Source organism: Oceanobacter sp. 4_MG-2023 (assembly GCF_030689165.1).
Classification (GTDB): domain Bacteria; phylum Pseudomonadota; class Gammaproteobacteria; order Pseudomonadales; family Oceanobacteraceae; genus Oceanobacter.
The window spans coordinates 70426-94203 of sequence record NZ_JAUYVV010000008.1 but is presented as its reverse complement, the minus strand read 5'-3'; the positions used below and the strand labels follow the sequence as shown (position 1 = coordinate 94203).

Below are 23778 nucleotides of genomic sequence, written 5' to 3'. Positions count from 1 at the left end.
CCCCCCGCATCAGGCCAGATTTTATCTATTAGTTAGAACTGAAAAGGATCAGAGCGCGTCGGCACCGGTTTCACCAGTACGAATACGAACAACCTGCTCCAGAGTTGTAACAAAAATCTTGCCATCGCCAATTTTGCCAGTGTTGGCAGCCTTGGTGATCGCTTCAATAACCTTGTCAGTCAGGTCATCATCAACCGCTACTTCTATTTTTACTTTAGGCAGGAAATCAACCACATACTCGGCACCACGATACAACTCGGTGTGTCCTTTCTGACGACCAAAACCTTTGACTTCGGTAACAGTGATGCCTTGTACGCCGATCTCGGACAATGCTTCACGCACATCGTCCAGCTTGAATGGCTTCACAACAGCAGTAATGAGCTTCATAGAAAACTCCTTTTTGAGCTAAAGGGATGGGAATGGCCTATGCGAGGGCACAGGCCATTGTATGCTTTTTACATCTCGATAGGCAGGCTGTAAGACACAACGTATTTTGCAGACTCATCGATGTGACCGGCTTCATTCATCTCGATGTCCTGATCCAGGATTTTCGAGATAGTGAAAGCAACGGTATCGTTGTAAGCGTAAGTTACGTCAAGGTGCATGAAGTCATTGCCTTTATCGACTTCGCCACCCAGAGAAGCGGAGAAAGACGTGTCAGGAATATCAGCACCTACTACGAAGTAGAAACCATCAGCATCGGAATCGCTGCTTTTATCGAAGCGAATGCTGGCCATGCTGTAAGAGAAGCCCAGAGAGAAGTTGGCAGAATCGTCGAATTGATCGTATTCATCTGTTTCTGGGTACAGGTAAGTTGCGTAACCAATGTCGTAACCCAGATCACCAACGGCACCAGCATAACCAATGTACAGGTCAGTTTCTGTACCCAGGCTGGTATCACCTGAAGAAGTCCAAACACCAGCGTACAAGCCAGACTCGTGGCTGTAATCCAAAGAACCGGAAACAACAGGAGCGCCGCCGCCCAGATCCTGACCGTGCCACAAGTACACGCTGGCCAGATCAACAGATGCAGAGATTTCTGCTTGAGCAGTTTGAACAGCAGTCAGTCCTGCCGTCATGGCACCAGCGAGAACGATTGCTTGAGACAGTTTTTTCATCGTTTTTTTTCCTTCATCGGTTAGCGAAGCTAGTCATTAAACATGTTCGATGCTTTGGGGCCAGGAACTGCACCTTGAGCATCGTTGTAATTCTGTGAGAGAGAGTTAGCAGTGACCGTGCCAACTTTGAAAACCCCCGATATTAGCGGCTTTCCTGATATAATCTTCAGGATCCAGAGATCCTGATCGCTCCAATTTTGTGCGCGAATAAACAAAATGCATCAATTTTTACCACCTTTAAAAAACACTTGGCTCCAGATTGGTGCCAATAAGCCCTTAAAGCCCCTCAATGGCGCAACAACAACCCACGCAATGAGAGCCAAAAAATGAATGCAGATGAAATACGCTTTAAAATCGAACAGTTACTGGCACAGTCACCCTTTGCATCCCTCTCACAAGAAGCGCACAAGAATATGGCATCCCAGCTGCAGTTGCTGTTCAGTAGTGCCGATTTGGTCACACGAAAAGAATTTGATGCCCAGCAGCGCGTTCTGGAAGAATACCGCGCACTACTGGCCACTCTGGAAAACCGGCTTGCCAAACTGGAAGCTCAGCCTTCTGATGATAAGGACGCCTGACGCTCTTTCCAGACGTCATAGCCATTCACCGCCAGGTGTAAACCCAGAGCCAACCCGGCAGCGGTAGCAATGGCGGTGAGGCCACGAAATTCCAGCAAGAAAAAGCCACTAGAAAGCATCAGGAAACTGGGATAAAAAAGTGTCCGCTTAAGAACAAGTTGCAGTTTATTCATAGTGTTTCTCCATCAAATAGCAGCAAATAACGTCATTAGGTGTTGGGTGTTTTCAAGAGCAAATTGCCCGACTTGCTGGCCAGCGACGGCTGACCATTGTCTGATTCATCTTTCAGGGCCACCCCGGACAACGCCCGGCGGTCAGCCTCCAACAGCAGATACATCAATTTATGAGTCGCCTCTTCATAACGCAGTCCTTCGTGGCGCACATTGGAGATACAGTTACGATTTGCATCGTGCTTGCCGCTGGCAGGCTCCCACGTGAAATAAATGCCCAGCGAGTCTGGCGAGCTTAATCCTGGCCGCTCACCAATCAACATCACCAGCATCCTGGCCTTGAGGGTTTCACCAATCGGGTCGCCAATGGCTACTCGCCCTTGTTCCACCATGACAACCGGCCCCACCTTCAATGAAGTATCAGCCAGTGATGTCAGCAAGCAGTCCAACATCGGGGCGGCATGCCGCTGCACCGCCAATGATGACAAGCCATCAGCCACCACCACAGCAATATCAAAAGCGGCCGGAGGACTGTCTGCCATCCACTGTGTCAGTGCTTCCTGGCTACTTGATGAAAGCTGGCGACCGTAATCGGGTCGTTGTAAATACTGCGGCCGTCCATCGGCCTGACTGGCCAGCTTCAAGACCGGCCCCGGCAATCCGGCTTGCGCCAGCACCTGTTCCAGATCCTGTTGCAACTGCACAAAACCCAGCGGCAGATGCACGGCATCCCTGGCTCTGGCATGGGCCAGCTGAAACTCCAGATGTGCCCGGGTCGGTAAACTGATCCCTGCCCGGCCGAGACCAATGCGGGCATCGGTGTATTCACGCAAGGTCTGCCATGGGTTTTCTACCAGAATGGTATCGGGTTTATCAGCCATATCAGTGACCTCCCCGGATCACATGTTCAAACGGTGCCGGCAGAGACTGGTTGCCATACGCCAGATGATTCTGTTGATCAAAAATACCAATGGTCTGCAGCCAGGCTTCAAACTCCGGTGCCGGTTTCAAACCCAATAATTCACGGGCATACAAGGCATCATGGAACGACGTCGTCTGATAATTCAGCATGATGTCGTCCGAACCAGGAATACCCATAATAAAGCTACCGCCAGCGGCGGCGAACAGGGTGAGCAACGCATCCATATCATCCTGATCAGCTTCCGCGTGATTGGTGTAACAAATGTCGCAACCCATCGGAACACCCATCAGCTTGCCGCAAAAATGATCTTCCAGACCCGCCCGAATAATCTGTTTACCGTTGTATAAGTATTCAGGGCCAATAAACCCAACCACGGTATTCACCAACAGCGGTTTGAATTCCCGGGCAACGGCATAGGCACGGGTTTCACAGGTTTGTTGATCCAGACCAAAATTGGCATCGGCGGACAGGGCACTGCCCTGTCCGGTTTCAAAATACATGCAATTCTGGCCAACACTGCCACGCCCCAGGGTTTGTCCGGCAGCGTAAGCTTCTTTGAGTAAAGCCAGATTGATGCCAAAACTGTCGTTGGCTTTCTCGGTACCGGCAATGGACTGGAAAATCAGATCGACCGGAGCACCCCGGTTTATCGCTTCAATATGGGTGGTCACGTGTGTCAGGACACAGCTCTGGGTAGGAATATCGTAATGCTGAATCACATCATCCAGCATTTTCATCAGGGTGATCACCGCTTCGGTATTGTCGCTGGCCGGGTTAATGCCAATGACCGCATCACCACTGCCATACAGCAAGCCATCCAGAACAGAGGCGGCAACACCGGCCGGATCATCGGTCGGGTGATTGGGCTGTAACCGTGTCGACATGCGGCCCGGCAAGCCAATGGTATTACGAAACCGGGTGACCACCTGACATTTGGAAGCCACCAGCACCAGATCCTGCAGTCGCATGATCTTGCTCACCGCGGCAGCCATTTCCGGCGTCACACCCGGTGCAATACGTGCCAGCATCGCGGTTGAGGCTTGTTCACTCAACAACCAGTTACGGAAATCCCCTACCGTCAAATGCGCGATCGGCGCAAAGGCCAAGGCATCATGCCGGTCAATAATCAGTCGGGATATCTCATCGGCTTCGTAAGGAATCACCAGTTCATTCAGGAAAGTTTTGAGCGGCACATCAGCCAACGCCAATTGTGCAGCGACCCGTTCCTGCTCATCCAGAGCAGCCACACCCGCCAGGCAATCCCCAGAACGCAACGGTGATGCTTTTGCCAGCAAGCTTTTCAGGTCATTAAATTGCCAGCTTTTCTGGCCAAGTGAAATCTGATAACTCATATCGACGGGCCTTTGCCAAAGATAATGGATTCCAGCGCCGGGTTGCTGTCGCTCTTGTCAGTACCACCGGAATCCGTTGTACATTCCCAAAGGGATAAACAGAAAGCGCCCGGAACAAGCCGGGCGTACAAGTCGGATGTAACGGACGCTTCCGTCATGCAGACTGACGAATCAGCCTTCGTGCTTATCAAACGCGTCGTTCTCGTGCTTGATCAGGGCGTACATAAAACCAACAAAGGTTACGACAGCCAAACCACACAGAAAAGCCACAACGCCAGGTTGGTCTGCGAAGGTAAAGTAAGCGCCTACGCCTTCCCAGCTATCAATCGGTGAAGTATCCATAATGTATTCCTCTTTACTAACAGCAAGTTAAGACAAGCGGGGCAGCAGCGCCCCGCCCGTTTGAGAATCAAGCGGTCGATCAGCTACCCAGCACACCATTCGCAGGCAGACCAGCGGCATCCGCAGGAACAGTACCTTCAATGATGTCGCGGGAAGGCACACGCTCTGGGTAAGGAATGGCTGGAATTTCAACCAGATCCAGACCTGCAGCTTCTGCCTTGGCAGGAACACGCAGCATGTTCATTTTCTTCAACAGCAAGGAGATGCCATAGCCAGGTACAAAACCAGTGACACACATAACCACGGCGCCCAACAGCTGACCGAAGAAAGTAATGTCTGGAGCACCTTCTGGAACACTTGGGTAACCGGAGGCGAAGACACCAACCAGAACCACACCCAGGAAGCCACACCAGCCGTGTACCGCTACCGCGCCAACTGCGTCATCGATACCGCACTTCTCAACGAACTTGCCAACGATTGGCATGGAAATACCACCAACAACCGCCAAGAAGAAGGTCAGTCCCGGATAGTAAAGATCCAGACCGGCCGCAACAGTAATGATGCCAGCCAGGCCACCGGACATGGTCATGAACGGCTCACGAGAAGACAGATAAGCACCAATCACGCCACCGGCAAAACCCATCAGTGTGTTGAATGCAAAAGCAGACAAGTTGGTTGGGTTACCGTAAATAGTTGTCCAGCCAGTTTCACCACCGTTAAAGATGATGCAGCCACCCAGGAAGCCAAAGAAGCCGACAATAATCATCATCAGACCAATCAACGCCATTGGCAGGTTGTGAGGCACAATGGCCATCGCCTTGCCGTCGACGAATTTGCCCAAACGAGGCCCCAGATTGATCAGCACACCCAGCGCAAAGAAACCGGCGATGGCGTGAACCACACCTGATGCACCCACATCGTGGTAGCCCAGATCCAGCAGCAACCAGCCATCAGGATGCCATCCCCAGGCACCGGCCAGAATCCAGACACCAGAACCCACCACAATGGTCAGAATCAGGTACGCACTCATGCGAATACGCTCGATCACCGCACCCGACAGAATGGAACCGGTTGTGGCACCAAACATGGCGAAAGCAGCCCAGAAGATACCAGTGCCCATATCAGAGACATCAGGACCCATACTGGCAGCCCATGGCAGGGCACCAGAAGCATCAATAGGAATCAGACCACCAGGGAATGCGTTATAGATCCACCAGCCGAAGAAGTAGAAAGTAGGCACAACAACGGCCAAAGTCAGAATATTTTTCATACCGGATGCCAACGCGTTTTTGACGCGCGACGCACCAATTTCATACGCAAGGAAACCGGCGTGGATCATGAACATGATGGCAGTACACCACCAATAGAACACCTCGACATTCATCGCCTGATGCATTTCGAAAGCCGCTTTAAAGGCTTCCAATTCTTCTGGAGTCATGGGATTTCCCCTCTCTGATTGAGTAAGTTTTTAGCTAAACCAATTCAGACTGGTCAGGGTCGTACTGGGTACGGGAATACTGACCAGACAAAAATATTCTCAGAGGGAATATTGCATGGCCGGTGCCAAGCCTGTCGCAAGTTCAAATATTCAGACAATGACAGATTTGTCCGCTTTAGAATGGGTAGATAGAGGTATAAGCTTGCAATCAATGTCCACATTGCCAACACCTGTTTGGCCTGGCATTGAGATCGAGACCGATTTTGTTTGCCAACACAATCGGCGCATGGTGTTGCGCGCACCAAAAACAGGCAAAAACCTCCCGAAAACGCCCTGCGACAGAGCAACGCCTATTTTTCTGCCCAGCAGTCACAAGTACTCAGGATAAGGTCACGCCAAATCAGGGAAACAACAGAAATTCCAGCCGTTGTTACCCATGTGTAAAGACTCCGTCTCATGCTTGGTAGATAATACTTTCGTATCACACCCTGCACTCCACCGTCCGCCAGGAGATTCTTCATGTTAAGACGCACCAAAATTGTGGCCACCCTTGGGCCCGCTACCAACACCGATGAAAAAATCGAACAACTGATCGAAGCGGGCGCTGATGTATTCCGTCTCAATTTCTCCCATGGTGACGCTGACGATCACCGCGACCGTGCCGCCATGGTGCGACGAGCAGCCAAAAAACTGGGACGTCACGTCGCCATCCTGGGTGATCTGCAAGGCCCGAAAATCCGCATATCCCGTTTTGCTGAACAAAAAGTCCATCTGGATGTTGGCCAATCCTTTGTACTGGACGCCACTCTCGACCGTGACGCCGGTAATAAAGAACAGGTCGGCATCGACTATAAAGCACTGATCGAAGATGCCCACGTGGGCGATATCCTGCTGCTGGATGATGGCCGTGTTGAACTGGAAGTCACCGAAACCTTTCCTTCAAAGCTGAACACCCGTGTTCGTATTGGTGGCTGGTTGTCGAACAACAAGGGCATCAACCGACTGGGGGGTGGCCTGTCCGCCAAAGCCCTGACCGACAAGGACAAGGTTGACATCAAGCTGGCTTCAGAACTGCTGGTCGATTACCTCGCCGTTTCTTTCCCCCGTGACGAACACGACATGATCGAAGCTCGCGAGCTACTGACGGCCGCAGGTGGTCATGCCGGGCTGGTCTCCAAGATTGAACGGGCAGAATGTGTTGCCGACGATGCCGTACTGGATGGCATTATTCGCGCTTCCGATGCCGTTATGGTGGCTCGTGGCGACCTGGCCGTAGAAATCGGTGATGCCGAACTGGTCGGCGTACAGAAAAAAATCATCTCCCGCTCCCGTCAGCTGAACAAGCCGGTGATCACGGCGACCCAGATGATGGAATCCATGATCGACAGCCCAATGCCAACCCGCGCTGAAGTCTCTGACGTTGCCAACGCCGTTCTCGACTACACCGATGCCGTTATGCTGTCAGCCGAAACTGCTGCCGGTGACTACCCGGTTGAAGCCGTTGCCGCCATGACCCGCATTATTATGGGAGCTGAGCGTCACCCATTGGCCAAACGTTCCAAGCATCGTCTGTATGAAGACATGCACAGCATCGAAGAGACCATCGCACTGTCGGCCATGTATGCCGCCAATCACCTGGTTGGCGTGACCGCAATTATCTCGCTGACCGAAACCGGTGCAACACCACGCCTGATGTCGCGACTGCGTTCAGCCCTGCCGATCTTTGCCTTCTGTCGCCGGGAAGATACCCAATCCCGGGTGGCACTGTATCGTGGTGTGCAAACCGTGCCATTCTACGCCGACCAGCTGGAACCGGATGCCATCAACCCCTCTGCCATCGCCATCCTGAAAGAATCGGGTGAAATCAGCAGCGGCGATTACGTTGTGATTACCCGGGGTGATTATCTCAACGCCCAGGGCGGCACCAACACCATGAAAATTGTGCGTGTAGACTGACCCAGACACCGGCCGGGTACTCTCTCCGGCCGGGTGTTTTCCATCCCTCCTGATCCCACTCCTGATCCCACTCCTGACCCCAACCCTGTAACACTGTCATGGCACTGCTTTGACTCACACTATTCTCGCCACTCTGAACAGTCATTCAATATTTTTTGAACCTGATTGGGCGTCGCTACATTTTTGCACTCAAACCGCCTACACTGGGCGCTGACAAACGCCGAGCAGTTGCTTCTAAGACAAGGGTGGCAAGCCATCCTGTGATGAAGCCTCTGCCGTGGCACAGGCTGACGCCTGAAGGCATAACGCCCCAGCCACCAGGGTTCGATGGGAAACCATTGGGCCTCCCTTATTTGGAAAGGTGTATATGACCCGCTTCAAGCCCGAGCTGAGCGACCGTTATGGTCGCCGCTTCAGCTATTTGCGCCTGTCGATTACCGACGTGTGCAATTTTCGCTGCCACTACTGTTTACCCGATGGCTATCAGAAAACCGATCAGCCAGAACCACTGACGCTGGCAGAAATGACACCACTGCTGCAAACCTTTGCCCATCTTGGCACCCGTAAAATACGTATTACCGGCGGTGAACCCAGTGTCCGCAAGGACCTCACCGACATCATCAGTCTGGCGGCCCAGACACCTGGCATCGAGCAAGTGGCGTTAACTACCAATGGTTACCGCCTGGCAGACCAGGTTGACGACTGGCAGCAAGCCGGCCTGCAACGCCTGAATCTCAGCATCGACAGCCTCGACCCACAGCAATTTGCCGCCATCACGGGCTACTCACATCTCGACCGTATCATGGCGGGGCTGGAACGGGCGTTAAGCCTCGGGCTGGATGTCAAAATCAACGCCGTGTTGTTGCGTGGCTTTAACAGCGAGCGTTTGCAACAGTTTCTCGACTGGATCAAACACACCCCGGTGACCTTGCGTTTTATCGAACTGATGGAAACTGGTGATCACCCGGTCTTTTTTGCCGAGCATCACGTCAGTGGCGAATCCATCCGGCAACAGCTGCGAGACACCGGCTGGCAGCTCGCCATGCGCCACCAGCATGATGGCCCGGCAGAAGAATTTTCCCATCCGGATTATCGTGGCAAACTGGGATTGATCATGCCCTATAGCAAAGACTTTTGTTCCAGCTGCAATCGTCTGCGTATTTCGTCGCTGGGGAAATTGCATCTCTGTCTGTTTGGCGAACAGGGTTATGACATACGATCGCTACTACAGCCCGGCGTAGACCCCGAACTGCTGGTAGCAGAGCTGGAGCAGCGCCTGGGCCTGAAAGACGAAACCCATTACCTGCAAAGCGGCAATACGGGCGCTACCCGTCATTTTGCCATGCTGGGTGGCTAACACCGGGATAAACCCGACAGCGGAGGCGATATGGATACACACGCAAAGGCAACAACCATCGGGGTGATTCTGGCAGGCGGGGCGTCCCGTCGCATGGGGCAAGACAAGGCCATGCTTCCCGCCAGAGAACATGCCAGCTTGCTGCACCACCAAGTCGATCTGATGCAGCAGCTTGGGCTGCAACAACTGTTTATCAGCCGCCATGCTTCCCTGTCCACCCCGGACGACCTGCAACACCTGGTGGTCTGTGATGTCAATGACGAACACCACGATGGCCCACTGGCCGGACTGTTCAGCATTGCCAATGCCTGCCCCAAGGCAACCGCCTTGCTGGTGATGCCCGTCGATCTGCCGTTGATGGACTTGCCCACGCTGCGTTACCTGCTCACTACCGGCCATAGTGATCATCGAGCCGTTTATTTTCTGCAGGAATATCTACCGCTGTACCTGCCACTATCTGCCAACGTACGGCAATATCTGGAAGACCAGCTGACGCTGGCGACCGCCGACAAATCGATCCGCGGGCTGCTGAGCTTTTGCCAGGCCTTGTCTCTGCAACCCGCCAATCCTACCGCACTGACCAATACCAACACCCATGACGAATGGCTTGCCAGCCAGCAAGTCGGTGCTTATCCCAACGTTATCGAACGCGAGTAACTCTGATGTCCAAGACTTTTACCGATCAATTCATGCCGCTGAACATTGCCGTACTAACGGTTTCCGACAGTCGTACCGAGGAAAACGACACCAGCGGCAAACTGTTAATCGACAAACTGACCGATGCCGGCCACCAGCTGGCCGACAAACGCATTGTCGTTGATGACAAATACCTGCTGCGGGCCACTGTCTCTAACTGGATAGCCGACGCCACCACCCAGGTGGTACTGATTACCGGTGGCACCGGCTTCACCGAACGCGACACCACACCAGATGCCATGATTCCGCTGTTTGACCAGACCATCGACGGTTTTGGTGAACTGTTCCGCCATATTTCCTATCAGCAAATCGGCACCTCCACCATTCAGAGCCGGGCCGTTGCCGGATTGGCCAACAGCACCCTGATTTTCTGTATGCCGGGTTCCACCAATGCCTGTCGTACCGCCTGGGACGAGATTATTGCCAGCCAGCTGGACAGCCGTTTCAAGCCCTGCAACTTTGTCTTGCGCCTGAAAAACACCGCCAACCAGCTGTGTGACAGCCGCGGCTGATACGTACGAGGCTATTTATCCATGTCTGAACCCAACGAAGTAACCGGGTTTTCCCACGTCAACGCCCGTGGCGAAGCCAATATGGTCGACGTCAGCAACAAACAGCCAACCGTCCGGGAAGCCCGGGCCGAAGGTTTTGTCACCATGCAGGCGGCTACCCTGGAACAAATTCTGGCCGGGGATCACCACAAGGGCGACGTCTTTGCCGTTGCCCGTATCGCCGGGATTCAGGCGGCCAAACAGACCAGCCAGCTGATTCCGCTTTGTCATCCGCTGATGCTGAGCAAGGTAGCCGTCGATTTCGCCCCCCAGCCAGAACAAAACCGCATTCGCATTACCAGCTACTGCAAACTCACGGGTCAAACCGGCGTCGAAATGGAAGCCCTTACCGCCGTCAGTGTCGCCGCCCTGACCCTGTTTGATATGTGCAAGGCCGTCGACCCCGGCATGACGCTCGGTGGCATCCGGGTGCTGGAAAAACTCGGAGGCAAAACCGGTCACTGGCAGGTTGATGCCCCCCAGGAGGTATCACCATGATTCAGGTATTACTGTTTGCCCGCTTGCGAGACCAGCTTGGTACCGGAGCGATCAATCTGACACTGGCAGCACCAACCACAGTGCAGGCCATGCGTCTGGCGCTGCAACAGCAGTTTACCGAGCACGCGGACTCCCTCGCAGCCGGACAGGCTCTGGTCGCCATCAACCAGTCGCTTTGTAATGATGAAACCATGGTGATCAATAGCGGCGATGAGGTCGCCTTGTTTCCGCCCATGACGGGAGGTTGATATGGATGATATCCGGGTACAGCGTGATGATTTTTCCGTTGCCGACGAATATCAGCAGCTCTGTCAGGACAATCGCGATGATGGTGCCGTGGTCTTTTTTGTCGGCCGGGTCAGAGAACAGAATCAGGGTGACACCATCTCACGTCTGTTTCTGGAACATTATCCCGGCATGACTGAGCGTGCTCTGGCCGACATCGTTGCCGCCGCCAGGAAACGCTGGTCACTGGGCCGGGTGCGGCTGATTCATCGTATCGGTGCGCTCGATATTGAAGACCAGATTATCTTTATCGGAGTCTCCAGTGGCCATCGCCAAAACGCCTTTGATGCGGCGGCGTATATCATGGACTTTCTCAAAAGCCAGGCCCCGTTCTGGAAAAAGGAGACCTTGATCGGGCCAACAGGCGAGACGCTGTCGGAGCGTTGGGTCGACACTCGCAGCAGCGACACGCAAGCCCGACAGAAGTGGGATAACCCTGCCACGCCGGATTCGTTACCATAGCCAGACACGAACAGCCGTGACAACACACTGCGGTCAGTCTGACGCACCCTTGATCCGACCAAAAGGACAATACGTTTGAAACGACTGGAACTCATGATACCCCCGCCACTGGTAGCCATTATTTTTGCCGCCGCCATGTGGCTGATATCCCCTAACCTGCCAACACTGAGCCAGCTTGGACTGATGGACAAGATTCTGGTGGGTTGCTGTGTGGGTGCCGGGCTGGGGCTGGACCTGATCGCACTGATCAGTTTTATCCGTCGACGCACCACCATCAACCCGATGAAACCGGAAAACACCGCGTTCCTGGTAACCTCCGGTATCTATCGCCATACCCGTAACCCCATGTACGTTGGCCTGTTACTGAACCTTGCGGGCTGGGCTATTTACCTGACTCACGTATTGCCCCTGTTGCTGTTACCGGTGTTTGTCTATTACCTCAACCGCTTCCAGATCGAGCCGGAAGAGCAACGCTTGGCCGAACATTTTGGAACAGAGTTCACCAGCTATCGGGATACTGTCCCACGCTGGCTGTGAGTAAACTGACAAGTCTTTCGGGCAACTGCTTTCGCACTACCCGCTTTTCCTCAGAATTACTCGCTGGAGCTCACTATGTCGTCGCCACTAACCATGCCCACGGTTTTTATTCCTCATGGCGGAGGCCCGTGGCCTTTTGTGGATCTGGGCGGGCAATTTGGTGACAACGAAATGCAGGCACTGCGCCAGTTCCTGCGACACTACCCTGCTACCCTGCCACAACGACCCAAGGCCTTGCTGGTCATTTCAGCGCACTGGGAAGCACCGGTTATCACCCTGGCAACCGCACCCCATCCGCCCATGCTGTATGACTATTACAATTTTCCACCCGCGTCCTATCATATCCAATGGCCCGCTCCCGGCGCCCCACAACTGGCACCACGGGTCGCCGAACTGCTTCACCAGGCTGGCTTTGCCACCGATAGCGATGATCAGCGCGGTTACGACCACGGCACCTTTGTGCCACTGAAAGTGATGTTCCCGGAAGCAGATATTCCGGTACTGCAGATGTCGATGCTGGGCAGCCTGAATCCGGCCCATCACATCCAGATTGGCAAGGCATTACAGCCATTGCGGGACGAAGGTGTACTGATTATTGGCAGTGGCATGTCGTTTCACAACCTGCGCCAGCTGTGCACCCCAACCAGCCAGCAACTGTCCCGGCCATTTGATGAATGGTTGCAGGAAATTGCCCTGCAAGCGCCCACCGAACGGGAACGCAAACTGGCCGACTGGGTATCGGCTCCCAACGCCCGGCTGGTGCATCCAAGGGAAGAGCATCTGCTGCCGATGATGGTGATTGCCGGAGCCGCTGGCCAGGACCCTGGCCACATTGTTTATAACGGCTGCTTTGGTGGTGCCTGGATATCCGCTATCGAATACAGCCGGGCATGACATGCGTTAGTTTTCGAGTTTGAAGCTTTTGCTCATACCGGTCAGATGCTCGGCATCACTTTCGGATGCCAGCTTGATCATCAAGCGCAGATCGTTGGCAGAGTCCGCATGGGCCAGCGCATCTTCGTAAGTAATCTCGCCTTGTTCATACAAGTGGTACAAGGCCTGATCGAAGGTTTGCATCCCCGCTTCGGTGGATTTTCTCATCAAAGGCTTAAGGGCATGAACTTCGCCCTTGCGAATCAGGTCCGATGCCAACGGTGTATTGATCAGCACCTCAATGACCGCCCGACGTGAACGACCATCCGGCGTTGGAATCAGTTGCTGGGCAATAATCGCCTTCAGGTTAAGTGACAAATCCATCCACACCTGACCGTGCCGCTCCGGTGGGAAAAAGTGAATCACCCGTTCCAGTGCCTGGTTGGCGTTGTTGGCGTGTAGCGTGGCCAGACACAAGTGCCCGGTCTCGGCAAAGGTCACCGCATTTTCCATAATTTCCGGCGAACGTACCTCACCAATCATAATCACGTCCGGGGCCTGCCTCAGGCAGTTCCGCAATGCCACTTCAAAGCTTTCGGTATCCAGACCCACTTCACGCTGGGTGATGATGCAGCCGTCATGCTGATGAATATATTCAATCGGGTCTTCAATACTGAGAATATGACCCTTGCTGTTATGGTTGCGAAAACCAATCATCGACGCCAGCGAGGTGGACTTACCCGTACCGGTCGCTCCCACAAACAGAATCAGACCCCGCTTGGTCATCGCCAGCTCTTTGATAATCTCGGGCAAACCGAGCTGATCAACACTGGGAATCCGGGTCTCGATACGCCGCAACACCATACCGGCGACGTTACGCTGATAAAATGCACTGGCCCGGAACCGCCCGATTCCTCGAGCGTTGATCGCAAAGTTGAGTTCCTTGGTACTTTCAAACTCATCCTGCTGCTTGCTGTTCATCAAACCCAGAACAATATCCCGGGTCTGTTCAGCGGCTAACGGCGATTTGCTCAGTGGCAAAATCTGGCCGTTGACCTTCATCGATGGGGCAACACCGGCTGTAATAAACAGATCCGACGCGCCTTTATCGACCATCAAACGTAAAAACTTGTCCATCGACATAACAGCTTACTCCATGTCGTCACAATACTCCGGCCTAGAAAGCATCCGGGTTTTTGGCTTTTTCCTGCGCAGCTTCACGGGAAATCAGGCCACGTGACAGCAAGGTTTTGAGCGACTGGTCCATGGTCACCATGCCGTAGGACGCCCCGGTCTGAATGGCCGAGTACATTTGTGCGACTTTATCTTCCCGGATCAGGTTACGAATCGCCGGTGTACCAATCATGATTTCATGGGACGCAACCCGGCCACCGCCGGTGCGTTTTAACAGCGCCTGGGAAATAACCCCTTGCAAGGATTCCGACAACATCGACCGCACCATGGATTTTTCTTCCGCGGGAAACACGTCGACGATCCGGTCAATGGTTTTGGCAGCCGAGGTGGTGTGCAGCGTACCAAACACCACGTGGCCGGTTTCGGCAGCGGTCAATGCCAGCCGGATGGTTTCCAGATCTCGCATCTCACCCACCAGAATCACGTCCGGGTCTTCCCGCAACGCCGAACGCAGGGATTCGTTAAAGCCCAGGGTATCGCGGTGAACTTCACGCTGGTTGATCAGGCTTTTTTTCGATTCATGAACAAATTCAATCGGGTCTTCAATGGTCAGAATATGGTCGTGCTTGGTTTCATTGATGTAATCAATCATGGCTGCCAGGGTCGTCGACTTACCGGAACCGGTCGGGCCAGTCACCAGTACAATGCCACGGGGGATTCTGGCCAGATCCTTGAACACTTCGCCCATACCAAGCTGGTCCATGTTCAGAACCTTGGACGGAATCGTCCGGAATACCGCACCGGCACCCCGGTTCTGGTTAAAAGCATTGACCCGGAAGCGGGCGACCCCTGGCACTTCAAACGAAAAGTCGGTTTCGAGAAATTCCTCGAAATCCTTGCGTTGCTTGTCATTCATGATGTCGTACACCAGCGAGTGCACTTCTTTATGTTCCAGTGCCGGTACATTGATCCGGCGTACATCACCATCAACACGAATCATCGGCGGCAAGCCTGCCGACAAATGCAAATCCGAAGCACCTTGCTTGGCACTAAAAGCCAGCAATTCGGTAATATCCATCGCCTGTTTTCCTCTGTAGGCACAACATTTTATTCGTACAGCTGATATCTGAGCCAGGTGATGGCATGGATCAACCTTTTATACGATCATCATATACCAGAGCGTGTAATGCTCTGCACGACCACTCAATCCTAACCAAAGCGTAACTAATGTCTACAACACTTGCCGAACACTACCAGAGCGTCTGCGACCGCATCCGGCAGGCCTGCCAGAACAGCGGCCGGATACCCGAAGAGGTCAGCTTGCTGGCCGTCAGTAAAACCAAACCCGCCAGTATGGTCGAAAGCTGTTACCAGCTGGGTCAGCGTCGCTTTGGCGAAAACTATCTGCAGGATGCGGTCGAGAAGATCACCGCACTGGCTGGTCTGAGCGATATCGAGTGGCATTTTATCGGACCATTACAATCCAACAAGACCCGCGCAGTAGCCGAACACTTCCAGTGGATGGAAACCCTGGATCGCGACAAGATCGCCCAGCGTCTGAACGAACAGCGGCCACCCCATTTGCCGCCCCTGAATGTTCTGATTCAGGTGAATATCAGCGCCGAACCACAAAAGGCCGGCCTGCCCCCCGCAGACATCACCCGTCTGGCGGCTATGATAAACTCATTACCCCGGTTACAACTGCGCGGGCTGATGTGCATTCCGCAAGCCAGTGAAGATGAGGCTGTTGTGGTCGCACATTTCCAGCAAATGCGACATCTGTTTGAAGCCTTGCAACAGCAGTACCCCGGCGTCGACACACTGTCGATGGGCATGTCGAACGACCTGGAGCTGGCCATACGCCATGGCGCTACCCAGGTACGAATCGGCACAGATATTTTTGGCGCACGTCCCGGACAGCAGAGCCACTCTGATACGGACGGCCACGACAAACACGAGGATTCCCTATGACGCATATCGCATTTATTGGTGGCGGTAATATGGCCACCGCCATTATCGGCGGCTTGTTACGCCAGGGCGACCTGTCAGCCCAGATGATTCAGGTCAGCGACCCCGGAGAAGACAAGCGCCAGGCACTGGCCAGCCAATTTGGCATCCAGACTTTTGCCGACAACCTGGAAGCCATTCGCAACGCCAATACCGTGATTCTGGCGGTCAAGCCGCAAATGATGAAAAGCGTGCTGGAGCCATTGCGGGAAACCCTCAAGGCACGCCAGCCACTGGTCGTATCCATCGCTGCCGGTATCACCCTGGAGAACCTGGCACAGTGGAGCGGTTGCTCTGCCATTGTCCGCTGCATGCCCAATACCCCGGCATTACTCAGTGCCGGCGCGACCGGCCTGATGGCCAGCCCCGGCGTCAGTATCGACCAGCGTAATGGTGCCGACCGGCTGCTGCAGGCCACCGGCACCACCGTCTGGCTGAAAGACGAGCAGGAACTCGACATCGTAACGGCACTCTCAGGCAGTGGCCCGGCCTATTACTTCCTGTTGATGGAAGCCATGATCGCGGCCGGAACCCGACTCGGTCTGAGTGAAGACACCGCTCGCGCCCTGACCGTCCAAACGGCACTCGGCGCTGGCATGATGGCCTCACAATCCGATGTTGGCCCAGATGAATTACGTCGCCGGGTTACATCTCCCAAAGGCACCACGGAACAAGCGGTTTTGACCTTTGAAGAAGCCGGGATTCGTGACATTGTTCAGGCAGCCATGTCCGCAGCCCAGAACCGTGCGGCAGCAATGAACCGGGAACTCAGCGAATAGCATCGGCATACCCTGTGGGATGTCGCCAGCCAGCTGACTTTCTGATCCAGAACACACAGCGTTTTTTTAAGCTATAAACGGAGTAATCATGTCTCCCCTGTCACAAGTTGGAATGCTGTTGGTGAACACCATCGGCAGCATGGTATTGCTGATTTTCTTGCTGCGCTTCTTGCTGCAGCTGGTACGGGCGGATTTTTATAATCCGATTTCCCAATTCATTCTGCGTTTTTCCAATCCGCTACTGGTGCCGCTGCGTCGGGTCATTCCCGGTTTTGGTGGCTTGGACATCGCCTCACTGGTGCTGACCTATCTTGCCCAGCTGCTGTTAATGGTCGCCATTCTGATGATTGCCGGTCAATTTATGCTGCCATGGGGTTATCTGCTGGTATGGGCGCTGATTGGTGTGCTGTCACTCTGGCTCAACATCTACTTCTGGGGCTTGCTGATTACCGTCATCGCCTCCTGGGTAGCTCCCAACAGCTACAACCCGGCGCTGATTCTGATCAACCAGATTCTGGAACCCGCCATTCGTCCGATCCGTAATGCCATGCCCGACCTGGGTGGCCTGGACCTGTCGCCGATTATCGCTTTCCTGTTGATCCAGGTACTCGAAATCATGGTCATTGGCCAACTGGCCACACTCTCCAGTATGCCAACAGGCATCGCCATCGGCATATAATGCCAACCATGTGGCATGGGCAACGATTGCCCATGCCATTCTCCCGCACAATCGCCACCGGCTTTCCTCCGGCCTGCAAATCCAGAACCTGCCTCCGCCTTGATTTACCCGTCGGCATACGACAAACAGGCACAGCGCAAGACATTCGCCGCGCGCATGGCTAAAATGACCGACCACATTTGGAGGTGCCTAATGTCGCAACAACCGCCGGATCAAAAAACCACTCATTTTGGCTACAAAACCGTCGCTACTGACGAGAAACAGGCAATGGTTGCCGATGTCTTCCACTCGGTCGCCGCCAAGTACGATCTGATGAACGACCTGATGTCGTTCGGAGTGCATCGTTTGTGGAAACGCATCACCATCGAAATGAGCGGTGTTCGCCCAGGCAATCAGGTACTCGACCTGGCCGGGGGCACTGGCGACCTGACCAAGAAATTCGCCCGTATTGTTGGCCCTCAAGGCAAGGTAGTACTGGCCGACATCAATTCCTCCATGCTGAATGTCGGCCGCGACCGTCTGACCGATCAGGGTTACGTTGGCAATATCGAGTACGTCCAGGCCAATGCCGAATGCCTGCCATTCGAAGACAACAGTTTTGATGTGGTGACGATTGCCTTTGGCTTGCGGAATGTCACCGACAAGGATGGCGCACTGGCGTCCATCACCCGGGTACTCAAGCCCGGCGGTCGCCTGCTGGTTCTGGAGTTTTCCAAGCCCACCAACCCCTTGATGAGCAAGGCCTACGACCTCTACTCATTCTCGGCACTGCCGTTTATGGGCAAACTGGTGACCAACGATGCCGACAGCTATCGTTACCTGGCCGAATCCATCCGCATGCACCCGGATCAGGAAACCCTCAAAGGCATGATGGAAAACGCCGGACTGGTACGTTGTTCCTACCATAACCTCACCAGCGGCGTGGTCGCCTTGCACCGGGGAATCAAACCCTGATGTTTTCTCTGCCAGCAGAACTGACCCATGCCCTGTGTTTGCCATGGGAAGCGGCAATCAATCACGCCTTGCGCTACGATCCTGCCACCCTGCAACAGCTGGGCCGCTATAACGGCCGACTGGTGCATATTCGTCTGGTGGCGACCGGAACCCTGTCGCTGCGTATTCTCGACCAGGGCATCGAACTGGGGCTGTCCCAACAGGACCCTGACGAGCTGGCCATGGCGGATGTCACCCTCACAGGTACCTTGCCCGACTTTATCAGCCTTGCCCGTGCCAACAACAAGGCCAGTGTACTGATGTCAGGCGCTGTCGCCATCGAAGGTGACACCGAACTGGCCATGGCACTCAGCCGCCTGATGGATCAACTCGATATCGACTGGGAAGCCATGATCAGCCCGGCCACCGGAGGCCTGATAGCCCACCAGATCGGCGCAGGCCTGCGGGGCCTGATGAGTTGGGGGCAAGCCACCGCCAAAACCATGTCCGCCGCCGCCCGGGACTACGCAGTGGAAGAAGCCGGATTACTGGTCTCCCAGACTGAAATGGATCAGGTTGCCGACCAGATCGACCAACTCAAGCTAGCAACCGACCGCCTGGCCGCTCGCATCCAGTTATTGGAAGCAAGCCGTTCGACGCAACCAGGTAAGGGAGAGAAATAAATCGTGTCCCGACTCTGGCGTTTATGGAAAATCCTGTTTGTTTTCAGCAAGTACCGCCTCGATGGCCTGATTCCGCTGCAGCACCTGCCGTTCAGTTTGAGGATTCTGCTGTGGATAGCACCCTGGCGTCTGAGTCCGGTACCGCCCAACCTCAGTCGTGGTGCCCGCTTGCGACTGGCGCTGGAAGCACTGGGACCGATTTTCATCAAGTTTGGCCAGATCCTCTCGACCCGGCCCGATCTTGTGCCCGACGATATGGTGCAGGAACTGAAACGCCTGCAAGACAAGGTACCGCCCTTTCCGGAAGATCAGGCCATCGCCTTGATCGAAGCCCAGCTGGGCCAGTCCGTCGAGCAGCTGTTTGCCGAATTCTCTCCGACGCCATTGGCCTCGGCTTCCATTGCCCAGGTACACACCGCCCGCCTGTTTGATGGCAAGGACGTGGTAGTCAAGGTGGTTCGTCCCAACATCGAACATACGATAGAACGGGATTTGCAGCTGCTCGAAACCATGGCAAAACTGGCCGTGACCTATTCCGCCGACGCCCGCCGCCTGAAGCCGATGGAAGTGGTCGAAGATTACCGCCACACCATTTACGGCGAGCTGAACCTGCAGATTGAAGCCTCCAACGCCACGCAGTTGCGCCGCAACTTTGCCGACTCCGACGATCTCTATATTCCGGAAGTATACTGGGATTACACCCGCACCAGCGTGATGGTCAGTGAACGTATTTACGGTATTCCGGTGGCCAATATCGATGAGCTGCGGGCCCAGGGCACCAATATGAAGTTGCTCGCCGAACGCGGCGTTGAGATCTTCTTTACCCAGGTATTCCGCGACAGCTTTTTCCATGCCGATATGCACCCCGGTAATATTTTTGTCTCCCGCGAGCACCCCGAATCGCCACAATACATCGGTATCGACTGCGGCATCGTCGGTAGCCTGACCGACGAAGACCAGCATTATCTGGCCATGAACCTGCTGGCCTTTTTTAATCAGGACTATCATCAGGTTGCCCAGTTACACGTCGATTCTGGCTGGGTACCCGCGACCACCAAGGTGCATGACCTGGCCGCGGCCATTCGCAGTGTCTGCGAACCCATCTTTGAAAAACCACTGGCGGAGATTTCCTTTGGCCAGGTACTGATCCAGCTGTTCAGCACCGCTCGCCGCTTCAATATGGAAGTACAGCCCCAACTGGTACTGCTACAAAAAACCCTGCTCAATATCGAAGGGCTGGGTCGTCAACTGTATCCCGAGCTGGATTTGTGGAGCACCGCCAAGCCCTACCTGGAGCGCTGGGTGCGTGACCGTTTTGGCCCCAAGGCGGCGTTTCAGGAACTCAAACGGCAACTGCCGACCTGGATCGAAAAAGCCCCGAAAATGCCAGGGCTGCTGCATGGTGCGCTCACTCGCATCAACCATATGGACGAAAACCAGCAGCAGTTGCAACGCGAAATCACCGCCCTGCGTCAGGCACTGGAATATCAGAACCAGCAAAAACGCCATCATATTCTGGCCAGCCTGATGACCGTCGGCGGCCTGTTTCTGTGGTGGCAAGCCTTTGCACTGGGCATCACCGACGCCCTTGGTATCAGCATCAGCTTGCTAGGGTTGTTATGGATATTACTCAAGGCCTGACGACTGTAACCGCTTGCGGTATGCTCACAGCCCGGATAACACCACCGCGCCAGTCACCACACCATTGGCGGCACCGTTTGAATTTTCGACACGGCTTCAGCGTGTCGACCAGCAGGTAATACGCAACATGAACAGCAACTGGCTAGATGCCGTAAAATGGGATGACAAGGGTCTGGTACCCGCCATCGCCCAGGATTACAAAACCGGTCGCATCCTGATGATGGCCTGGATGAATCGCGAAGCCCTCGCTCTGACCATTGAGGAAAATCGCGCCATTTATTACTCTCGCTCACGCCAGAAGCTGTGGCGCAAAGGCGAAGAGTCGGGCCATATCCAGCCCTTGCATGAAGTCCGCCTCGACTGCGATGCCGATGTCATTGTGTTACAGGTCGAACAATTAGGCGGCATTGCCTGTCACACCGGCCGCGAAAGCTGCTTTTATCAAGTGTGGCAGGACGGCGAATGGGTCGCAGTTGACCCGGTATTAAAAGATCCGCAAGAAATCTACTAGATCGGGTCTGATCTTCCATAATTCACAGAGCTGTTATAAAAATGAGTGATATTCTCTCCTCCCTGGGTGACATCCTCGACGAACGCAAAGGCGCGTCGGCAGATTCCTCTTACGTGGCCAGTCTGTACACCAAGGGCCTGAACAAGATTCTGGAAAAAGTGGGCGAAGAAGCCACCGAAACCATTATCGCCGCCAAGGACGCCGAGCGCAGTGGTGATAACCAGGACGTTATCTACGAAACCGCCGACCTCTGGTTTCACAGCCTGGTAGCGCTGGCGCATCTGGGTGAACGCCCGGAAGCCGTGATTAACGAACTGGCCCGTCGCTTCAATATGTCCGGGCTGGAAGAAAAAGCGTCACGCGGCGACCAATAACCCCGCTGCCATACGTTTATCCGTAAGGACATCAAGATGACTGACTGTATTTTTTGCAAAATAGTGGCAGGCGAGATTCCGGCCAACAAGGTCTACGAAGACGATGATTTTCTGGCGTTCCACGATATTGCCCCCAAGGCAGAGACTCACTTGCTGGTGATTCCCAAACGCCATATCGTCAATCTCAACGACCTCAACGACACAGACAGCGCCTTGATGGGCAAATTGATGCTGACTATTCCGCGTATTGCCGCCACCCAGAACCTGACCGGCTATCGCACCATCACCAATACCGGTGTCGAAGGCGGACAAGAAGTATTTCATATGCATTTTCATATTCTGGGCGGCTCTGCGCTGCCCGGATTCTGAGCACTCAACGAGGACACACTTATGCTTGGCGGTATCAGCATCTGGCAATTGGTTATCATCCTGGTCATCGTGATCGTGATTTTTGGCACCAAGAAACTGCGCAATATGGGCGGTGATCTTGGCGGAGCCATCAAAAACTTCAAAAGTGCAATGAACGAAGGTGCCGACAAGGACGACGACGCTGCCGCCCCGGCCAAACCCAAACCGCTGATGTCTGACCAGTCTGGCAGCGTGGAAAAAGATGCTGACTTCAGCGAGCAGAAAGACAAGCACTGATGTTTGATATCGGCTTTCTGGAGCTTGTGGTTGTCGGCGTCCTTGGTTTGTTGGTGCTTGGCCCGGAGCGTCTGCCCAAGGCAGCCCGTACCGTTGGCCTGATGATTGGCCGTGTGCGCCGTACCATGAGTGGCTTCCAGGATGAACTGGAGCGCCAGGTACGGGCCGATGAACTGCGGGAAAAACTCAAGGACCCCTACGCCACGTTTCTCGATGACGACGACCGTCGGCCAGCCGCCGTGCGGGACAGCGCAAAGGGTACAGACCACGGCCAGCCCCCTGTGGCAGAACCGGCGACCGCAGCAGCAACCACAGCCAGACCAGCCATCGACAGCCGGGAAGCCGTATCACCGGCAGCCATCGACCCTGAATACCCGTCTGGTACCGGCGACCAACCCCGTATATTGCCCGATATACCGACACCACCTGCCAAGGACATCAAGCCCGAATCATGAGCCAGGATCAGGAACAACCCCTTATTGCCCATCTGGTCGAACTGCGCAACCGCTTGCTGAAGTCGGTGCTGGTGGTATTGGCACTGTTTCTTGGCATGTTCTATTTTGCCAACGACCTGTACCTGATACTGGTTCAGCCGCTCTCGGTCCTGCTCCCTGAAACCCAGGGACAAATGATCGCCATCGGCGTTGCCTCACCCTTTCTGGTGCCGTTCAAGCTGACACTGGTACTGGCGGTACTGATCGCCATGCCCTTTATGCTGCACCAGCTCTGGGGGTTTATCTCACCGGGCCTGTATCAAAATGAAAAGCGCTTTGCCGTACCGCTGTTGCTGTCCAGCACCATCCTGTTTTACACCGGCATTCTGTTTGCCTACTACGTGGTCCTGCCGCTGGCGTTTGGTTTTTTCACCATGGCCGGGCCGGATGGCATTTCGTTTATGCCCGACATCGCCAACGTACTCGACTTTATTCTGAAGATCTTTTTTGCCTTTGGTTTTGCCTTCGAGATACCCGTGGCCACCTTTCTGATGGTCTTGAGCGGCATCACCACCGTTGCCTCCCTGAGTGAAAAACGGCCGTATATTTTCCTTGGCTGTTTTGTTGTCGGCATGCTGGTGACACCTCCCGACATTATCTCTCAAACCATTCTGGCGCTGCCCATGTACGCCCTGTTTGAAGGGGGAATACTGGCCGCTCGCCTGATCCGCCAACCCGTCGATGAAGACGAGCCGCAGGACGCCACAGACACCCTGTGATTCCCCGCGATTACTGCTACACTCGCCTTTTACCCAGCTTCTAT

At 54.4% G+C, this 23778-nt stretch carries 31 protein-coding genes and 1 riboswitch; of the genes, 22 read left to right on the top strand and 9 right to left on the bottom strand.

Translation table 11 applies throughout. The features are described from left to right. Nucleotides 1–48: 48 nt before the first annotated feature. Nucleotides 49–387 carry a P-II family nitrogen regulator gene (glnK, locus tag Q8W24_RS08030; protein WP_303434512.1) on the bottom strand — a complete coding sequence of 113 codons (339 nt, stop codon included), beginning with the start codon at nt 385–387 and terminating at the stop codon, nt 49–51. A gap of 68 nt (nt 388–455) precedes the next feature. Next, nucleotides 456–1118 (bottom strand): TorF family putative porin, encoded by a 663-nt coding sequence (locus tag Q8W24_RS08025; protein ID WP_303434513.1) that lies wholly within the window; start codon nt 1116–1118, stop codon nt 456–458. A 326-nt stretch (nt 1119–1444) separates the two neighbouring features. Between Q8W24_RS08025 and Q8W24_RS08020 the strand changes: the two genes are divergently transcribed. Beyond that, nucleotides 1445–1696: an accessory factor UbiK family protein gene (locus tag Q8W24_RS08020; protein ID WP_303434514.1), complete on the top strand. Its 252-nt coding sequence runs from the start codon at nt 1445–1447 to the stop codon at nt 1694–1696. On the opposite strand, the gene Q8W24_RS08015 is transcribed toward Q8W24_RS08020, so the two are convergent. The 5 genes from Q8W24_RS08015 to Q8W24_RS07995 all read right to left on the bottom strand — a co-directional run bounded on the left by Q8W24_RS08015 (nt 1669) and on the right by Q8W24_RS07995 (nt 5920). After that, nucleotides 1669–1869 carry a hypothetical protein gene (locus Q8W24_RS08015; RefSeq protein WP_303434515.1) on the bottom strand — a complete coding sequence of 67 codons (201 nt, stop codon included), beginning with the start codon at nt 1867–1869 and terminating at the stop codon, nt 1669–1671. The genes Q8W24_RS08020 and Q8W24_RS08015 overlap by 28 nt on opposite strands. A 35-nt stretch (nt 1870–1904) precedes the next feature. Continuing rightward, nucleotides 1905–2747, bottom strand: a complete 843-nt coding sequence (eutC, locus tag Q8W24_RS08010) for an ethanolamine ammonia-lyase subunit EutC (protein ID WP_305415460.1) — start codon at nt 2745–2747, stop codon at nt 1905–1907. 1 nt (nt 2748) lies between these two features. Next, nucleotides 2749–4140, bottom strand: a complete 1392-nt coding sequence (locus Q8W24_RS08005; protein ID WP_305451779.1) for an ethanolamine ammonia-lyase subunit EutB — start codon at nt 4138–4140, stop codon at nt 2749–2751. Nucleotides 4141–4311: 171 nt separating this feature from the next. Continuing rightward, nucleotides 4312–4482, bottom strand: coding sequence for a hypothetical protein (locus tag Q8W24_RS08000; RefSeq protein WP_303434518.1), 171 nt, complete (start codon nt 4480–4482; stop codon nt 4312–4314). A 79-nt stretch (nt 4483–4561) separates the two neighbouring features. Next, nucleotides 4562–5920: an ammonium transporter gene (locus Q8W24_RS07995; RefSeq protein WP_303434519.1), complete on the bottom strand. Its 1359-nt coding sequence runs from the start codon at nt 5918–5920 to the stop codon at nt 4562–4564. Nucleotides 5921–6439: 519 nt separating this feature from the next. On the opposite strand from Q8W24_RS07995, the gene pyk reads away from it, so the two are divergent. The 9 genes from pyk to Q8W24_RS07950 all read left to right on the top strand — a co-directional run bounded on the left by pyk (nt 6440) and on the right by Q8W24_RS07950 (nt 13156). Then, the gene (gene pyk / locus Q8W24_RS07990; RefSeq protein ID WP_303434520.1) at nt 6440–7876 is read left to right on the top strand and encodes a pyruvate kinase; all 1437 of its coding nucleotides are present in this window, start codon (nt 6440–6442) and stop codon (nt 7874–7876) included. Between the two features lie 206 nt (nt 7877–8082). Then, a riboswitch (molybdenum cofactor riboswitch) is annotated at nt 8083–8256 on the top strand. Further along, nucleotides 8244–9233 (top strand): GTP 3',8-cyclase MoaA, encoded by a 990-nt coding sequence (moaA, locus tag Q8W24_RS07985; RefSeq protein WP_305474976.1) that lies wholly within the window; start codon nt 8244–8246, stop codon nt 9231–9233. Its footprint overlaps the riboswitch before it by 13 nt. A 30-nt stretch (nt 9234–9263) precedes the next feature. Next, nucleotides 9264–9890, top strand: a complete 627-nt coding sequence (locus Q8W24_RS07980; protein ID WP_303434670.1) for a molybdenum cofactor guanylyltransferase — start codon at nt 9264–9266, stop codon at nt 9888–9890. A gap of 5 nt (nt 9891–9895) precedes the next feature. Next, complete coding sequence (gene moaB / locus Q8W24_RS07975; RefSeq protein WP_303434671.1) at nt 9896–10441, top strand: molybdenum cofactor biosynthesis protein B; 546 nt, start codon at nt 9896–9898, stop codon at nt 10439–10441. Between the two features lie 21 nt (nt 10442–10462). Then, a complete protein-coding gene (gene moaC, locus Q8W24_RS07970) occupies nt 10463–10978 on the top strand; it encodes a cyclic pyranopterin monophosphate synthase MoaC (protein WP_305451781.1) in 516 nt (171 codons plus the stop codon). After that, the gene (locus Q8W24_RS07965; RefSeq protein WP_303434673.1) at nt 10975–11226 is read left to right on the top strand and encodes a MoaD/ThiS family protein; all 252 of its coding nucleotides are present in this window, start codon (nt 10975–10977) and stop codon (nt 11224–11226) included. Before moaC ends, Q8W24_RS07965 begins: the two co-directional genes overlap by 4 nt. Nucleotide 11227: 1 nt before the next feature. After that, nucleotides 11228–11725, top strand: coding sequence for a molybdopterin synthase catalytic subunit MoaE (gene moaE / locus Q8W24_RS07960; protein WP_303434674.1), 498 nt, complete (start codon nt 11228–11230; stop codon nt 11723–11725). 75 nt (nt 11726–11800) lie between these two features. After that, nucleotides 11801–12262 carry an isoprenylcysteine carboxylmethyltransferase family protein gene (locus tag Q8W24_RS07955; RefSeq protein WP_303434675.1) on the top strand — a complete coding sequence of 154 codons (462 nt, stop codon included), beginning with the start codon at nt 11801–11803 and terminating at the stop codon, nt 12260–12262. Between the two features lie 75 nt (nt 12263–12337). After that, nucleotides 12338–13156 carry a class III extradiol ring-cleavage dioxygenase gene (locus Q8W24_RS07950; protein ID WP_303434676.1) on the top strand — a complete coding sequence of 273 codons (819 nt, stop codon included), beginning with the start codon at nt 12338–12340 and terminating at the stop codon, nt 13154–13156. 6 nt (nt 13157–13162) lie between these two features. Here Q8W24_RS07950 and Q8W24_RS07945 read toward each other — a convergent pair whose 3' ends face one another. Continuing rightward, nucleotides 13163–14278, bottom strand: a complete 1116-nt coding sequence (locus Q8W24_RS07945) for a PilT/PilU family type 4a pilus ATPase (protein ID WP_303434677.1) — start codon at nt 14276–14278, stop codon at nt 13163–13165. A gap of 34 nt (nt 14279–14312) precedes the next feature. Continuing rightward, nucleotides 14313–15347, bottom strand: coding sequence for a type IV pilus twitching motility protein PilT (locus tag Q8W24_RS07940; RefSeq protein WP_303434678.1), 1035 nt, complete (start codon nt 15345–15347; stop codon nt 14313–14315). A 149-nt stretch (nt 15348–15496) separates the two neighbouring features. On the opposite strand from Q8W24_RS07940, the gene Q8W24_RS07935 reads away from it, so the two are divergent. The 12 genes from Q8W24_RS07935 to tatC all read left to right on the top strand — a co-directional run bounded on the left by Q8W24_RS07935 (nt 15497) and on the right by tatC (nt 23734). Next, nucleotides 15497–16240, top strand: a complete 744-nt coding sequence (locus Q8W24_RS07935; protein WP_305474974.1) for a YggS family pyridoxal phosphate-dependent enzyme — start codon at nt 15497–15499, stop codon at nt 16238–16240. After that, on the top strand, nt 16237–17055 hold the full coding sequence (gene proC, locus Q8W24_RS07930; RefSeq protein ID WP_303434680.1) for a pyrroline-5-carboxylate reductase: 819 nt from the start codon (nt 16237–16239) through the stop codon (nt 17053–17055). The genes Q8W24_RS07935 and proC overlap by 4 nt, the downstream gene beginning before the upstream one ends. A gap of 88 nt (nt 17056–17143) precedes the next feature. Next, on the top strand, nt 17144–17734 hold the full coding sequence (locus Q8W24_RS07925; RefSeq protein WP_303434681.1) for a YggT family protein: 591 nt from the start codon (nt 17144–17146) through the stop codon (nt 17732–17734). A gap of 192 nt (nt 17735–17926) precedes the next feature. Beyond that, nucleotides 17927–18688 (top strand): bifunctional demethylmenaquinone methyltransferase/2-methoxy-6-polyprenyl-1,4-benzoquinol methylase UbiE, encoded by a 762-nt coding sequence (gene ubiE / locus Q8W24_RS07920; RefSeq protein WP_303434682.1) that lies wholly within the window; start codon nt 17927–17929, stop codon nt 18686–18688. Further along, nucleotides 18688–19350: an SCP2 domain-containing protein gene (locus Q8W24_RS07915; protein ID WP_305474971.1), complete on the top strand. Its 663-nt coding sequence runs from the start codon at nt 18688–18690 to the stop codon at nt 19348–19350. Before ubiE ends, Q8W24_RS07915 begins: the two co-directional genes overlap by 1 nt. 3 nt (nt 19351–19353) lie before the next feature. Then, nucleotides 19354–20991: a ubiquinone biosynthesis regulatory protein kinase UbiB gene (ubiB, locus tag Q8W24_RS07910; RefSeq protein ID WP_305474970.1), complete on the top strand. Its 1638-nt coding sequence runs from the start codon at nt 19354–19356 to the stop codon at nt 20989–20991. A 127-nt stretch (nt 20992–21118) separates the two neighbouring features. Further along, a complete protein-coding gene (hisI, locus tag Q8W24_RS07905; RefSeq protein ID WP_303434685.1) occupies nt 21119–21502 on the top strand; it encodes a phosphoribosyl-AMP cyclohydrolase in 384 nt (127 codons plus the stop codon). Nucleotides 21503–21543: 41 nt separating this feature from the next. Further along, nucleotides 21544–21876 carry a phosphoribosyl-ATP diphosphatase gene (locus Q8W24_RS07900; RefSeq protein WP_303434686.1) on the top strand — a complete coding sequence of 111 codons (333 nt, stop codon included), beginning with the start codon at nt 21544–21546 and terminating at the stop codon, nt 21874–21876. Nucleotides 21877–21912: 36 nt separating this feature from the next. Continuing rightward, a complete protein-coding gene (locus Q8W24_RS07895; protein WP_303434687.1) occupies nt 21913–22245 on the top strand; it encodes a histidine triad nucleotide-binding protein in 333 nt (110 codons plus the stop codon). Between the two features lie 21 nt (nt 22246–22266). Continuing rightward, nucleotides 22267–22521: a Sec-independent protein translocase subunit TatA gene (tatA, locus tag Q8W24_RS07890; RefSeq protein WP_303434688.1), complete on the top strand. Its 255-nt coding sequence runs from the start codon at nt 22267–22269 to the stop codon at nt 22519–22521. Beyond that, nucleotides 22521–22976 (top strand): Sec-independent protein translocase protein TatB, encoded by a 456-nt coding sequence (gene tatB / locus Q8W24_RS07885; protein ID WP_305474968.1) that lies wholly within the window; start codon nt 22521–22523, stop codon nt 22974–22976. The genes tatA and tatB overlap by 1 nt, the downstream gene beginning before the upstream one ends. Further along, entirely contained in the window at nt 22973–23734 is a 762-nt protein-coding gene (gene tatC / locus Q8W24_RS07880) for a twin-arginine translocase subunit TatC (protein WP_305415467.1), read from the top strand. Before tatB ends, tatC begins: the two co-directional genes overlap by 4 nt. Nucleotides 23735–23778: the final 44 nt, after the last annotated feature.